Annotated in this window: 12 protein-coding genes and 1 riboswitch; of the genes, 2 read left to right on the top strand and 10 right to left on the bottom strand. The window is 37.7% G+C overall.

The window, feature by feature from the left end; genetic code table 11:
• The first annotated feature begins 34 nt into the window (after positions 1-34).
• Positions 35-1219 carry a pyridoxal phosphate-dependent aminotransferase gene (locus EDD58_RS10395; RefSeq protein WP_131925314.1) on the top strand — a complete coding sequence of 395 codons (1185 nt, stop codon included), beginning with the start codon at positions 35-37 and terminating at the stop codon, positions 1217-1219.
• A gap of 35 nt (positions 1220-1254) precedes the next feature.
• Here the strand turns inward: EDD58_RS10395 and EDD58_RS10390 are convergent, their stop codons facing one another.
• The 10 genes from EDD58_RS10390 to trhO all read right to left on the bottom strand — a co-directional run bounded on the left by EDD58_RS10390 (position 1255) and on the right by trhO (position 12632).
• A complete protein-coding gene (locus tag EDD58_RS10390; protein WP_131925312.1) occupies positions 1255-1926 on the bottom strand; it encodes an NAD-dependent epimerase/dehydratase family protein in 672 nt (223 codons plus the stop codon).
• 95 nt (positions 1927-2021) lie between these two features.
• Positions 2022-2645 (bottom strand): transcriptional repressor LexA, encoded by a 624-nt coding sequence (gene lexA / locus EDD58_RS10385; protein WP_131925310.1) that lies wholly within the window; start codon positions 2643-2645, stop codon positions 2022-2024.
• A 102-nt stretch (positions 2646-2747) separates the two neighbouring features.
• Positions 2748-3338: a TetR/AcrR family transcriptional regulator gene (locus EDD58_RS10380; RefSeq protein ID WP_165875929.1), complete on the bottom strand. Its 591-nt coding sequence runs from the start codon at positions 3336-3338 to the stop codon at positions 2748-2750.
• Positions 3339-3763: 425 nt separating this feature from the next.
• On the bottom strand, positions 3764-6388 hold the full coding sequence (gene ppsA, locus EDD58_RS10375) for a phosphoenolpyruvate synthase (protein WP_131925306.1): 2625 nt from the start codon (positions 6386-6388) through the stop codon (positions 3764-3766).
• 31 nt (positions 6389-6419) lie between these two features.
• Positions 6420-8534 (bottom strand): HelD family protein, encoded by a 2115-nt coding sequence (locus EDD58_RS10370; protein ID WP_131925304.1) that lies wholly within the window; start codon positions 8532-8534, stop codon positions 6420-6422.
• A 134-nt stretch (positions 8535-8668) separates the two neighbouring features.
• Positions 8669-9754 carry a tyrosine-type recombinase/integrase gene (locus EDD58_RS10365; protein ID WP_131925302.1) on the bottom strand — a complete coding sequence of 362 codons (1086 nt, stop codon included), beginning with the start codon at positions 9752-9754 and terminating at the stop codon, positions 8669-8671.
• Between the two features lie 214 nt (positions 9755-9968).
• Positions 9969-10283 carry a DMT family transporter gene (locus EDD58_RS10360; protein ID WP_131925300.1) on the bottom strand — a complete coding sequence of 105 codons (315 nt, stop codon included), beginning with the start codon at positions 10281-10283 and terminating at the stop codon, positions 9969-9971.
• Positions 10283-10624, bottom strand: a complete 342-nt coding sequence (locus EDD58_RS10355; RefSeq protein ID WP_131925298.1) for a DMT family transporter — start codon at positions 10622-10624, stop codon at positions 10283-10285. Before EDD58_RS10355 ends, EDD58_RS10360 begins: the two co-directional genes overlap by 1 nt.
• A 63-nt stretch (positions 10625-10687) precedes the next feature.
• Positions 10688-10785, bottom strand: a riboswitch (guanidine-I (ykkC/yxkD leader).
• 60 nt (positions 10786-10845) lie between these two features.
• The gene (locus EDD58_RS10350) at positions 10846-11508 is read right to left on the bottom strand and encodes a peroxiredoxin (protein ID WP_131925296.1); all 663 of its coding nucleotides are present in this window, start codon (positions 11506-11508) and stop codon (positions 10846-10848) included.
• Between the two features lie 206 nt (positions 11509-11714).
• Positions 11715-12632: an oxygen-dependent tRNA uridine(34) hydroxylase TrhO gene (gene trhO / locus EDD58_RS10345; RefSeq protein WP_131925294.1), complete on the bottom strand. Its 918-nt coding sequence runs from the start codon at positions 12630-12632 to the stop codon at positions 11715-11717.
• A 360-nt stretch (positions 12633-12992) separates the two neighbouring features.
• On the opposite strand from trhO, the gene EDD58_RS14895 reads away from it, so the two are divergent.
• Positions 12993-13133 (top strand): hypothetical protein, encoded by a 141-nt coding sequence (locus EDD58_RS14895; RefSeq protein WP_165875928.1) that lies wholly within the window; start codon positions 12993-12995, stop codon positions 13131-13133.
• Positions 13134-13381 lie beyond the last annotated feature (248 nt).

The following is a 13381-nucleotide window of genomic DNA, read 5'->3' as shown; positions in this document are numbered from 1 at the left end:
GATATAAAATTTGTCCTACGGGGAGGGGCAAGCAGTGAGATTATCTAAACGTGTACAACAGCTGTCACCATCACCAACGCTCGCTATTACTGCTAAAGCAAAAGCTTTAAAACAAGAAGGACACGATGTTATTGGACTTGGTGTAGGCGAACCAGACTTTAACACACCGGACCATATCCTACAAGCAGCGAAGGAAGCGATGGAAGCAGGATATACCAAGTATACAGCTTCGGGTGGGATTCCAGAACTTAAAAATGCGATTATCAAAAAAATGGAGAGAGATAACCATCTTTCCTATGAACCAAATCAAATTATTGTTACTGTAGGAGCCAAACATGCACTTTATAATTTATTCCAAGTGATTTTAGATGAAGGCGACGAAGTGATTATTCCAGCTCCTTACTGGGTTAGCTACATAGAGCAAGTAAAGCTAGCAGATGGCGTTCCTGTCATTGTCGAAGGGTTAGAAGAGAATCAATTTAAAATTACACCTGAACAATTGGAAGAGGTCATTACTGATCGTACTCGTGCCGTACTGATCAATAGCCCATCCAATCCCACAGGAATGCTATATACTGCAGAAGAGCTAAAGGCATTGGGAGAACTTTGTGTTCAGAAAGATATTTTGATCGTTTCAGACGAAATATATGAACACCTGATCTACGGAGAAGAGAAACATGTAAGCATTGCTAATCTTAGTGATGAACTATATGACCGGACAATTATTATCAATGGGGTTTCTAAAACATATGCCATGACAGGATGGCGGATCGGATTTGCAGCTGGTCCTAAAGAGATCATCAAAGCAATGACTGACTTAGCTAGCCATAGTACATCTAACCCTACTTCCATTGCGCAATATGCAGCGATTGCGGCACTCAATGGAACTCAGGAGCCTGTTCAACAGATGAAAGAAGCATTTGTAAAAAGACGTGATTATGTCATTGAACGACTTCAATCCATTCCAGGCTTTCAATGCCAAAAGCCACCAGGAGCTTTTTATGCTTTCGTCAATATCCGCGAGGTATTAGAAGCAAGTGGAGGGAAATATCAATCCCCTGATGATTGGTCGAAAGCGCTTTTAGAAAAAGAGTTAGTCGCTGTCGTTCCAGGCCCTGGATTCGGCTCCAATGATCATATCCGTATTTCATATGCAACATCTATGGAATTGTTAGAGGAAGCATTGAACCGTATTGAGCGTTTTGTAAAAGAAAAATAAGCAACTTTAACAAAAAGAACCTCCTAACTTCTTATTTAAGCAGGAGGTTCTTTTTGTCTTAATTCATGAGAAGAATGGATAAAAACGCCTAACTTTTGGGATTGTGCCAACTGAACCATTGCTGTGGCAACTTTTTTTCCTTCGATCGCTTTAAATTTTTGTAAAGGACCTACAAATAAAAAGCCAGTAATTCGGATGAGAAGGGCAGCCACTTGTTCCTTAAAGCGAAAATCATGAGGGCGTTTTCCAAGTAGTAATGAAGGGCGTAAGATATGTAAGATAGGAAATTGAAGTTGTTTGAGGGATTCTTCTACATCTCCCTTTACTTGATTATAGAAAAAAGGGGAACGAGGATTTGATCCCATGGCAGTAATAATCAAAAAACTCTTTACACCTTGCTCCTTAGCTAATTGCCCTGCAGTTAAAGGATAGAAATAGTCCACACGGCGAAAATCAGCTTTCGTTTTTGCTTTCTTGATGGTCGTTCCTAAGCAGCAAAATACCTCATCTACTTGAAAAAGATCCTGATATGCTCTTAGATGCTCAAATTGAATCAGATGTAAGTCTAATTTCTCATGTTTGATGTTGAGTGATCGTCGAGCTAACACACAAACGGTTTCATAATCAGGGTGTTCAAGCAATAGTTGAACCACTTCTTTCCCAACCAATCCAGTGGCTCCTATAACGAGTGCTTTCTTTTTGCCCATAGAGGGAAGCTCCTTATCATTACGATTATGATTAGATTCCCCTTATAAACTGAGGGTTAATAATAAAAGAGAGTATGGAATTTGTCCACACTCTGTTACATAACTGTACGAATTAAGCTGACGACTCTCCCGAGGATTCTAACATCGGGCAGTAAGATCGGCTCTAATCGATCATTCTCAGGTTGAAGACGAATATGATCACTTTCCTTAAAAAAGCGCTTTACTGTTGCTTCACCTTCATGGGTCATTGCAACAACAATATCTCCGTTCTCGGCAGAAGGCTGTTGTCGAACTACTACATAATCTCCGTCTAAGATTCCAGCATTAATCATACTATCCCCTTGGACAGAAAGGAGAAATACTGTTTGATCATCGCCCACGAGTCGACGAGGCAAAGGGTAATGATCTTCGATGTTTTCAATCGCTGTAATAGGTTCTCCAGCAGTTACTTTTCCTACAAGAGGAACCAAAAGGGTCTCCTCACTCTGCTTAGTAGGCAATTCGTCACGCTTTAACAGCTCAATGGCTCGTGGTTTCGTTGGATTTCGGCGAAGATATCCCTTTTTCTCCAAGCGAGCTAAGTGCCCATGCACAGTAGAGCTTGAAGCTAATCCGACAGCTTCACCAATTTCACGAACGGAAGGAGGATAACCTTTTTCTTTCACTTCTTTTTGTATGTATTCTAAAATAGACTGTTGACGAGGTGATAATTTACTCAAATCTCTCATCCCCCTATATAGATATCTACTCCGAGGTATGTATATTTTCAGTATACAGGATTGTCAGTAAAAGCACAAACATGAGTTCTTATTATTTTCTTTTTATGTTAAAAACCAGTCGAATATCTTGATTTGTTCATAAGTATTCATAGTCGGATTCACATGTTGTTGATTCCCATATCCATCAAACAAGGCCAATATAGAGGTGGCAAAAATATTTGAATCTACCTCAGGTTTGATTTGTCCTAGTTCTTTGGCTTGATCAATCGCTAAAATTAATAGCTTTCTCCACTTCTCAAAGGAGCTTTGGATCTGCCATTTGATTCGTTCATTTCGATGAACATAGGTGAGTAGTTCTAAGTAAATCGCTTGCCATTCTTTACGATTTTTAGGCTCATCGAGAGCTAATCGAATCAGATCCTGAATAAATGTACGGATATGAAAAGTTTTGTTACTCACTTGATCTTCTAATTTTTGTTTTGCTTCTTTCAGGTGAAACGCCATTCTACGATTCATAATCTCGAAAAAAAGTTCCTCTTTACTTTTAAAATGCGCATAAAAAGTCCCTTTGGTTCTTCCAATTTCATTCATGATTCGATTAATACTAGTAGCTTCATATCCATGTTTAGCAATCATAAAAAAAGCAACATTGATAATTTTTTCTTTAGTGTCTTCTCCTGTTTTATACTTCATAGGATTCCCCCCTGATTTCGTTTTGCTGTATATAGATAACATTATCTATATATTATATATACTTAATTTTATATTCATATAGTTTTGTGATATTAAATGTTATAAATAAAGAATTTTCTATGATTTCTCATTAAAAAAGTCTGACCAGATTTTTATAATTCCATATAAGACAACACAAGCGGGATGGTAAAAGTCTGTATATGTGTAGACGAATGTAAGGATACTGTTAAAATAGAAAATTACGCCTAAAATGGTCCGATTAAGATTGATCATTCTTGGTTTAAGCATATGTTTCAATAAAAGATAGGTTCAATTAATTAAAAAAGGTATCTGTCTTTGATGAAGACAGATACCTTTTTTAATATAAAGTTATTTAACAACGATCTCAGTCAAGAATGTAGTCTCACATGACAAGATTACAAAAGTCACAGTATTTCTATATAGCCTTCTATTCCGTTTACTCGAATTTGCTGGCCGTCTTTAATCTGCTTCGTGGCATTTTCTACACCTACAACCGCTGGAAGACCGTATTCACGTGCAATAACAGAACCGTGAGTCATCGGTCCACCTACTTCCGTCACCAAACCTTTGATCGATACAAACAGTGGCGTCCAGCTAGGATCAGTGAATGTAGTTACTAGAATATCTCCATCCTCTATGTTAGCATTTTCCATTCTTAAAACGACTCGTGCTCGACCCTCGATGATTCCAGATGAAACAGGTACACCTACCAGAGCCCCCTGAGGAATATTGTCCGTATTGTATTCGTTAAATATAACCTCGCCTTCAGAGGTCATGACTTGAGGTGGTGTCAACTTTTCATAGAGCTTGTAGTCTTCTTTTCTCTGGATGATGAGCTTGAAATCTAACTGGTTTGTACGAACAACTTCCTGTAGTTCCTCAAAAGTTAGATAAAAGATATCCTCTTTATGTTGGATCACTCCCTTTTCTACAAGTATAGCTGCCTCTTTCATAATGGCCTGTTTATAAATGAAGAATCGATGAATGAAGGCATACTTCGGATATTCCCGATAGCCGATAAAATTACGTAAAAGACTGATCATCTTCTTTGTCTTTTTCGCTTTACGACTACCATTAGGTAATTGCTTTAAGCGATTTAAAAGATCACGCTCTTTTTGCTCTGCTTCTAGTTTCCCTTGCTCAAATTTGATCCTGCTTGCATTTGGTTCGAAATTTTTAATGTTACTGAGGATGATCGGGAGGAGTGCGGTTGGTTGTTCGTTCCAACGGGTTCTAGTAATATCGATCTCTCCAGGACAACGCATACCGTATTTTTCAAGATATGCTTGAAGAGAAGCACATACAGCATCGCCACCCTCTAGTTTGGACAAGTCTTCAAAAAAAGAATGATCCTTAGCATGTGGAAAATAATCTATCACTGCTGGATATTGCCGAACGACATCTGCGACATCTAAAAGGGCTAGGCCCATTTCAGATGTAACATTGTTAGATACTGATTGCGAAAGTGTATCTGCTGCATTCTTTTCTCCTAGCCACTTTTCCATTTTTTTATTAATCCAATTGGCTGCAAATACAGCAACCATAATAGCACCTATACTCTGTGGATTACGCAAGTTTTCTCTTAGTTGTTTGTAGTCTTCTAAAATGAATGTAAAAAGATCGTCTCCAGACACGTTTGCAATACTTTGTTGCAGATTTTCGATGGATACTTGGTTGTGTGCTATCAGTTGCGGAATAATGGTTCTGTCATTTTTTCTGTATATTTGAATCGCTTGAACAAAAAGCCTCCATGATAAACCGCTTCCACCTAAAGTATAGATTCTCTTACCACGTGGTAGTGATTTTATAAACTGCTTTCGCTTGATTAAACTTGAGATCCTATGATGAATCTGAGGGTCATTCTTACCCAATGAACTAAGAAGAAATTTTCGACCTAGGGGTGAGGCTAAATCGTGTGTTAGATCTACAAACAACCTTCCACCAGCTTTACCCATTGTAAATTCATCAGATAAAAATTGAAAAAAAGACATTCCCAATGGTTTGATGGAATCAGTCATCATTTGTGAATGACCTAACGACAAATAGACTCGGTTTTGTCTATCATTCGTATCTGGAATCGGATATAGGGTGGTGATGGGGCGACTTTGAATGATATAGAAGGTGTTTTCGAAAAGGCACCATTCAATATCTTGTGGGTAGTTAAAATAGGACTCGATTTGTCTACCCATGTATTCAAGTTGCAAAATTTGTTCATCGGTCAGTGTCTGTTGATTTTGGTGAGTAGGGTTAATTTCCTGTTTTTTTGTGCCGCCTTCTTTTAAGGCATAGATGGCTAATTTTTTAGTGGAAATCGTCTTCTCAAGAATGTTTCCCTCTCGGACTTTATAGTTGTCTGGATTTACCAAACCAGAGACGAGTGCTTCCCCCAGTCCAAAGCTAGCATCAATCGACAGTACTTTTCGATTAGAAGTAACAGGATCAGCAGTAAATAAAACACCTGAAGCCTGTGGAAAGATCATGCGCTGGATTACAACTGAGAGGTAAACCTTGCGATGGTCAAATCCATTTTGTATGCGGTAGATCACTGCCCGATCGTTAAATAGTGAAGCCCAACACTTCTTAATATGCTGTAGAATTGACTCTTTTCCGATAATGTTCAAAAACGTATCCTGCTGACCAGCAAAGGAAGCAAGAGGCAAATCCTCGGCAGTAGCACTAGATCGTACAGCATAGGCATGGCTTTCTCCATGTTGTAGGAGATATTGATTGACATTTTCTTCGATATCAAGCGTGATCTCCGCTTTTTCGATCACCCTACGAATCTTTTGGCACATTTCACTAATCTTTTCTCTGTCATCCACTCTTAGTAGTGATAGTTGATTCAATAGATGGTTAAACTCGCTGTCTTCCCCAATTATTTTTTTATAAGCCTCAGTAGTAACACAAAAGCCTTCTGGCACTTGTAAACCATCAATCTTTGACAGTTCAGCTAAGTTTGCTCCTTTACCTCCTACTGACATGAATTGAGTTTTATCGATCTCCTGAAACCGAAGCACATATGCACTCATACATGGATCGCCTCCTACCATAAATTCTAAGTTATGGCAAAGTCGTAACATATAATGATTTAGGAATTTTACTAAGGAGTGGAGAAAGTTTTCCTTTATAAAAAATAAACAGTTGATGAAGGGCTCGAGTACAACCTACATATAATAGTTTGGCTAAAAGTGGTTGTTCAGGATAATTTGTTTCATCTATATCGATGAGTAAAACGGCATCAAATTCCATTCCTTTGGTTAGATAGATCGGGATAACGGAAATCCCACCACGATATTCTTTTTGTTCAGGTGTAATCAAGTGAATGGAAAGACCTAAAGCTTGAAGTGATCGGTGTATTTCAGTAGCCTTCTGTTCAGTTCTAGTAATAATGGCAATAGTATGTGAACCTTGTTGTTGAACATATTGAATAGAGGAGAGTAGGGTTTGATCTAAAGAGTTTTCTTGTTGAATCAATCGAATCAGTTCTCCACTTCGGAAAACAGGCTGTGCGGGAGTGAGTTCTCCTAGATAGGATTTGATGATTTCATTGGAAAAGTTGATAATTTCCATGGTTGAACGGTAGCTTTGGTGTAGCTGGATATAGTCCCATTGGTCTTGATCAAAAATGATCGAGAAATCGTTCCAATGTTCGATCCCTTGATAGGAGAAGATATTCTGCATTAAGTCCCCAAGAATAGTAAATGATTGGCTAGGACAATATTCTTTTAATATAGCGATTTGAAAAGGTGATACATCCTGTGCTTCATCGATCACTACATGATCAAAACGCTCACTATTTTTCACTCCATGTAATCGTAGATGTAGATAGAGAAGAGGAGCTATGTCTTCGTAATGAAGCTGCTTCTGTTTCATTGATTGTTGAATCATTGAATATAAGGGCTGATCAAGTGAACTCTGGGGAGAAGTTGAACACAGATGGATATATAGTTGATGTGTGGTGAAGAGTGGCCATGTTTTCATATAAGCTCGTAAACGTTGGTTCGCTTTCTTTTTCCATGTCCCTTTTGGGTCCATCTGTCGGTAGGACGAATGCTCAATCTCAATCCATCGTTTGATTCGGGCTGTGATCCGTTCAACTCTTTTGAGAAAGGGATCATGCTTGTATTCTACTTCAAACCAATATCGGATTTCTTTTGCTGTTAATACGATTCCGTCCCATGGCACAAAATCTTTTTTGGGTATAAAGTTTTTCTCATATTGATCAAAGGCCTGTTGTAAAAAGACCAAAAAGGAGAGGGAACCTTTCATTTTTGAGATAGAGATATCTTCTTGGGGAGTCTGCTGATCTCTTTCAAACCAAGTCACTTGCCTTTGATTAGAATCTTGAATCTGAACTTTCTCTTGTAAAAGATCAAGAGCCCAACTAGCAAATGTAGTCTGCTGTACACCACCTACTCCTAACTCAGGTAATACATCGGAAATATAATCTAAAAACATTTGATTGGGAGCAAAGATAACGATTTTTTCTGCTTTTAATTTATCTTGATATTGATAGAGTAGATAGGCCAAGCGATGAAGAGCTACTGTTGTTTTTCCACTTCCAGGAACCCCTTGGATGAGGAGTGCTTGATCTTTATGAGCACGAATAATTCGATCTTGTTCATGCTGAATCGTGGAAACAATGTCGCGCAAACGATTGTCTTTGTTTTCACCCAAGCGATAAAGTAGGAACTCATCCGTCACGCCTAAGTGATCAGTTCCACGTACAAAACTGTTAACAATCCGTTGAATCTGCTGATTTCGAATGGCTATGTTTCGTTTCAAATAAACGGTTCCGGATATTTCACCGTCTGGTGATTCATATGAAGCGAAGTCACCATGTCCAGAGAAAGAATAAAACATACTAGCTACAGGCGCACGCCAGTCTACAACAATTAGTTGATCTGCATCTTCATCTTGGATTCCCACTTTTCCGATATAAAGAGGGACGCTAGACTCCGCTGATTCTTCTTGGAAATCTAGTCTTCCAAAATAGGGCTCTGGTGAAGAGAGTCGTAATCTAGCCAATCGCTCTTGACGTTGATCATCAAGAATTTGTTCTACGATATCTTTTCCATAGTATCGTGGGATTTCTGCTAGTTCACGGCTTCGATGTTCAATATATGATACTACTTTCTCTAGATATTCCCTTTCTTTTTCCCACGAATCATTCATTTTTGTACCTCCTGTTTTAAGTGACATAATTTGCATTATATTACAATGTTTTTTTGCTAGGTCAATTCTTTTGTGCTCGAAAAAGGGAAGCGCTCATATCAAATGAGCGCTTCCCTTTTTAAATTATAGAAGTATCAAAACATTTGATCGAGACGATCTAATGCTTCATCTTTTTCTGTATTAATTACATGAGTATAAATCTGTGTAGTTTGAATACTAGAGTGTCCTAAGATTTCTTGCACCACCCGTAAGTTTTCTCCATTTGATAATAGTAAAGTGGCTAATGTATGACGTAACTTATGTGGAGAGATCGTAGATGATTTGGGTGGCAGTTGAGCTTCATGCACATATTTTTTAAGAAGTTCTGCAATTGCTTTTCGACTGATACGACTATAGTTTTTATTAAGAAATAAAGCGTCTTGATGTTCTTTTTTGACTCTCACTTTGGGGCGGGCTTGTATATAACCAACCAAAGCTTCTGTGGATTTTTTATTTAATTTTAGCATTCGTTCTTTACCGCCTTTACCAATGATAATGACACGATAAAGGTTCCCGTCAGACTGAATGCTATTGGTGTTTAAGTTAATCAACTCAGATACACGCATCCCTGTATTCAAAAAGAGAAGCAAAATGGCCAAGTCGCGAAGGGGAATCCAGCTACTTTTTGTCCGAGTTACTTTAGCATGAAAGGTTTCCACAGCTTGAATTAAGCGTAAAGCTTCATCGTTCGTCAAAAATACGGGTACTTTTTGCCGTGATCGACTCTTTAAAGAGGCATCATCGTATTCTTCCATGGGGTCCCGATCCAACACATGGTTTTTTACTAGAAAACGAAAGAGAGATCGTAGCGAAGCACGTTTCCGTTGCTTCCCACTTCGTGAGTTCTCTCTAAAGTGTGTTCGTTTGATCCATTTTTCAGTCGTGTCACCTGTGGTCGGATTTACTTGTTTCACTTTTACATGAACTGTTCGTTCATATCCGTTTTCAATGTGTCGAAAAAAACGCTTGAGGATTAATGGGTTGACTTGCTCAAGAGTTTTGTTTTTACTTTCCAGAAACTCGAAAAACAATGAAAAGTCATAAGCGTAATTAGCAATCGTTTGCGGAGAACGATCAGCGCTGATCATTTCAAGGAAAAATTCCTGCACATCTTCAGGAAACTGAGCGACAATCCGATTAATATTTTCAGATAATCTACGAGAGACGATAGTTCCAGACATAATTACTCCTCCATCTTGTTTTTAAAAGGAGAGTTGTTTACGAGCCATCATATTGAATCCATATGGATCGTGTTTGGATCTTCTAGACTTATGAAGTAAAAAAACTCGCCTTGGATCGGCGAGAAAAGTAGTAGTCACTATTATTGTATCATGGATCAGTCTCATTAGACGTATGAATTAACTTTGGATTAGCTATCAAGTCAACAAGTAGTATTCATGAGATCAGTTTTAGGCCGATGGTAGAAGCTAGAATCAGAGCAATGAAAAAAATCCGAGATAGACCTTTGGATTCTCCAAACCATAACATGCCTAAAATTGCACCACCTGATGCGCCGATCCCAGTCCAGACAGCATAAGCCGTTCCCATGGGTAAGTTCTTCATAGCGATGGCAAGGAAAATAAAACTTAATCCGAATCCTAGAAGTAAACATGTAAGCGATTTCCAGTTTTTATTTTTGTGATAATAATTAATCATAGTGACACCAATCATTTCAAAAACACCCGCCAAAATTAAGTAAATCCATGCCATCATTTTTCAACTCCTTCCGAAGATTTCTCCTTAGTTACTAATTTCAATCCGATGACTCCAATTAACAATAAAAAGATGAGAAGTACTTTTATAAGATGAAAAGGCTCATCAAAAAAGATGATTTCAGCTAAAACAGTCCCCGCTGTTCCTAAACCAACGAAAACAGCGTATACAGTGCCAACAGGTAATTTCTTTCCGGCTGTAATCATTAAATAAAAGCTTATAAAAATAGCAACTGTAGTCCCTAGCCAAGTCATGCTGTTGTAAGCGTGTTTAAGACCCATTACCCATAAAACCTCAAAAAAAGCAGCTATAAATACTTTTGCCCAATGTCTATTCATTGATCGTTCCTCCCTTGAAACATGAAGCTGAACAAAAAGCCCGGAAAGATATCATCAAAGATATCCTCCCGGGCTTTTATCCCTCCGTGTACACAGTAGAACTGTGTGTTTTCTCTTGGACCTGTCCAGTCAATAACTGCGGAACCCTAGAAAACTTTTTATCAGTAGTATGGTTATAATAACATACTCTAATTTGTGCTCCAAACACGACTTTACAAAGTTCAGATATTCTTTTTTACCAAGTACCAATCAGTATAGTCATAACCCTCTTTATTTTCCATTCGTTTTTTCATATCATCATAGTTTTTTGGAGGAGGAATAATAACAGCACTTCCTGGACGCCAGTTGGCAGGAGTAGCTACTTGTTCACGATCAGATATTTGCATAGCATCAATCAGTCGGATAATCTCATCCATATTACGGCCATTACTCATTGGATAGTAAAGCATGGCACGTAGGATTCCGCGATCATCGATCAAAAATACGGTTCGAACTGTTGCGGTATCGGACTCTCCTGGATGGATCATATTATATTTGTGAGCTACTTTCATGTTTAAGTCTGCGATGACAGGGAAGGGAATTTGAATCCCGGTATGTTCTTCGATGTTTTTCACCCATGCCAAGTGTGAGAAAAGAGAATCTATACTAAGACCCAGTAACTTAACATTACGTTTCTCGAATTCTTCATTTTTTTCGGCAAATGCTACAAATTCAGTTGTACAAACTGGAGTGAAATCAGAAGGGTGAGAAAAAAGGACAACCCAACTTCCTTTGAAATCGGATAATTTCAAAGGTCCTTTCGTCGTTTCTGCTTCAAAGTCAGGTGCTGGGTCGCCGATTCGTAATACTATGGACGCTGCTTGTGCATCATGTTCAATAGTCATAAGTATCTCTCCTTAAAATAATTATTATCTAATAACAATTATCATTTTATACCCTGTGCTGTATTTATACAAGGGGGGGTATCCGGTGATTGTGAAGGTTAATTGAATACTGTTTCTTAGATTTAGGGTATCCAAAAAATATCTCGATAAAACAAAAAGTCGATCTCTGATTGTTGTCAGAGATCGACTTTTTGTGCTTTTTGTTTTTACTTCTTATTTTGTAGCTCCAAATCTTTTTCTTCACATTCACTAGAGCAATAGTGATTATATTTTTTTGCGCATTCTGGGCATACCACATGTTGTCTGTGACAAAAGTCATATTTACAGTTAATATAATGATCTTCTTGTGTCCCACAATGATAACATTTCCCTACAACGACATCCTCCACTTGATTGATGGGCACTGAGATTCGTTCGTCAAACACATAACACTTTCCATCAAATAACTGACCTTTCACCTCAGGATCTTTACCATAAGTGACAATGCCACCGTTTAGTTGAGCTACATCTTTAAATCCTTCTTCAATCATAAACGCTGTCAACATTTCACAACGAATTCCACCTGTACAATAGGAGATGATTTTTTTATCTTTAAATTCACTAAGGTTATTACGAATCCACTCGGGAAATTCACGGGTGGTTCTAACATCAGGGCGAATCGCTCCCCGGAAATGCCCGATATCATATTCGTAGTCATTACGACCATCGATTACAATAACATCATCTCGTTGAAGGTGTTCATAAAACTCCTTAGGAGATAAGCGTTTCCCAGTCTTTTCAGCTGGATTAATATCTTTGCCCAGCCGCCAAGTAACAATTTCTTTACGTGGGCGAACAAACATTTTTTTGAAAGCATGCCCTTCATGTGGATCAACTTTAAAGAATAAGTCTTCAAAGAGAGGATGGGCATGCATATAATCCATATATGTTTGTGTTTGGGTTATGGTTCCTGAAAGAGTCCCGTTAATCCCTTCGTGAGAAACTAAAATACGACCTTTAACTCCTAATTCATTACAAAAAGCGCGATGTTGGTCAGAAAACGCGACTGGATCTTCAATAGATACATATTTGTAATAGAGTAATACCCTGTACTCTTCTTTTATTTCTGTCTCTGCGATACTCATTGCAACTCAACCCACTTTCTCTAAAAATCGTTCTAAAACCTAGATAGAGCTTATTATATCATTTCAACCTACTGCCCTAGTTCTGCAAATTTATCATTTATAGCAAAAATGCGGAGGGTAGGATTTGGTTTTGTTTAGATGGTTTTTGATTGATCATATAGCAAATCTATAGACCTTAGTTCAAGTATATTATTTTACATGAATTTGAAGTCGTTTGTCTATACTTGGATAAAATTAGCTTTAAATTGAAAAGACACAGATCATAACCAAAAATAAAAAAACAAAAAATTAATTGATTTTAAAATAGAATTTTTATCTTTTTTATAATATAATCAAGATAAAACAACTAGAGGTGATCTTATGAAAAATAGATTATTTATTCCCGCAGGTGCATTGATCGGATTAGGAATCGGTATGCTTTACAGCCAAGAGGCCGCAGGAGTTCTAATAGGATTAGGCATGGGCTTTCTTATCGAAGCTCTATTCGAAAAGAAAGCGTAGATATTTTTCATGATTTTATCTACAGGAGAATATTTGTTCTCTATATTTGCGTTTGTTATATTTTAATAGAAATTATAAAATACATAAAAATTAATAGCACCAAAAGTAGGGTGATAAAAAATAGAGTTTGTTCCCTTGATAGGTCAATTTTGATTTTTATTCAAAAAAAAGGATAAAAAATATAAAAATCTATCTAGTCGGCGATCATCTTCGATAACTACGTTTTATTCGCCAGTGAATCTTTGGTG

The organism is Hazenella coriacea, assembly GCF_004341825.1.
Taxonomy (GTDB): domain Bacteria; phylum Bacillota; class Bacilli; order Thermoactinomycetales; family Thermoactinomycetaceae; genus Hazenella; species Hazenella coriacea.
This window is presented reverse-complemented; position numbering and strand designations above follow the sequence as displayed.

What these genes read in the sequence shown, in the direction of transcription:
- EDD58_RS10390 (WP_131925312.1), bottom strand. Translation starts at nt 1,926, where the DNA reads ATGGGCAAAAAGAAAGCACTCGTTATAGGAGCCACTGGATTGGTTGGG.
- EDD58_RS10380 (WP_165875929.1), bottom strand. Translation starts at nt 3,338, where the DNA reads ATGAAGTATAAAACAGGAGAAGACACTAAAGAAAAAATTATCAATGTT.
- ppsA (WP_131925306.1), bottom strand. Translation starts at nt 6,388, where the DNA reads ATGAGTGCATATGTGCTTCGGTTTCAGGAGATCGATAAAACTCAATTC.
- EDD58_RS10370 (WP_131925304.1), bottom strand. Translation starts at nt 8,534, where the DNA reads ATGAATGATTCGTGGGAAAAAGAAAGGGAATATCTAGAGAAAGTAGTA.
- EDD58_RS10365 (WP_131925302.1), bottom strand. Translation starts at nt 9,754, where the DNA reads ATGTCTGGAACTATCGTCTCTCGTAGATTATCTGAAAATATTAATCGG.
- EDD58_RS10360 (WP_131925300.1), bottom strand. Translation starts at nt 10,283, where the DNA reads ATGGCATGGATTTACTTAATTTTGGCGGGTGTTTTTGAAATGATTGGT.
- EDD58_RS10355 (WP_131925298.1), bottom strand. Translation starts at nt 10,624, where the DNA reads ATGAATAGACATTGGGCAAAAGTATTTATAGCTGCTTTTTTTGAGGTT.
- EDD58_RS10350 (WP_131925296.1), bottom strand. Translation starts at nt 11,508, where the DNA reads ATGACTATTGAACATGATGCACAAGCAGCGTCCATAGTATTACGAATC.
- trhO (WP_131925294.1), bottom strand. Translation starts at nt 12,632, where the DNA reads ATGAGTATCGCAGAGACAGAAATAAAAGAAGAGTACAGGGTATTACTC.
- EDD58_RS14895 (WP_165875928.1), top strand. Translation starts at nt 12,993, where the DNA reads ATGAAAAATAGATTATTTATTCCCGCAGGTGCATTGATCGGATTAGGA.